2 protein-coding genes are annotated in these 670 nt (G+C 46.9%); one reads left to right on the top strand and one right to left on the bottom strand.

The window, feature by feature from the left end:
- Positions 1-400 (bottom strand): NRDE family protein (locus A3763_RS23555; RefSeq protein ID WP_197483074.1); only part of this gene is annotated, 400 nt, incomplete at its 3' end.
- A gap of 68 nt (positions 401-468) precedes the next feature.
- On the opposite strand from A3763_RS23555, the gene A3763_RS23550 reads away from it, so the two are divergent.
- Positions 469-670, top strand: a 202-nt coding sequence (locus A3763_RS23550; protein WP_156495294.1) for a TSUP family transporter, incomplete at its 3' end; no start/stop codon positions are given.

Below are 670 nucleotides of genomic sequence, written 5' to 3'. Positions count from 1 at the left end.
TTTGACTACCTCTCGTCTGACCACGATTATGGCAATATACCAAGTCTGAGCCATCAAACAGAAGAGCGTTAAATCCGGCATATTCATCGCTTGAAATTTGAGCTGCAAACTCATTTGCAGAGCAGCTTGCTTGAAGGAAGCTTGAGGGAATTTCTCCACGAGATCGTTCGTATACTCTGGAGTCTGGCGCGCGATAATTTGTAATTGCAGCGAGGCGGCCACCTTTGGAAAGGGCTAACCAGGTGCCACCCATTTTTAAATCTCGGCCGCCAAATATGTCAGGGCTATCTTCCCAGAAATGAGCGTTAAGTGTAGGGCGGGCGTAGTACTCATCTCTATTTGAGGCGAGTGTCAGTATTCGTGCTTGCTCGGGCTGCCAATCAAAAACTATTAAACACATTGAAAGAATGACCTCAGAATGTAATACAGCTATCATACCATGCAATTATTTAGGGGTAGATACGGACTATGTTTATTGTGAGCTACTTGCTGGCGGGTATCTTTGCCGGGTTAACGGCAGGGCTCTTTGGCGTGGGTGGTGGTTTAGTCGTCGTGCCTATCCTGGTTTTTGTCTTCGAAAGCCAAGGTTTCCCCGCAGAAGTCTTGACCCATATGGCGATAGCAACTTCACTTGCGACCATAGTGTTTACCTCGATGAGCTCGGTATATA

The organism is Oleiphilus sp. HI0128 (assembly GCF_001635365.1).
This window is presented reverse-complemented; position numbering and strand designations above follow the sequence as displayed.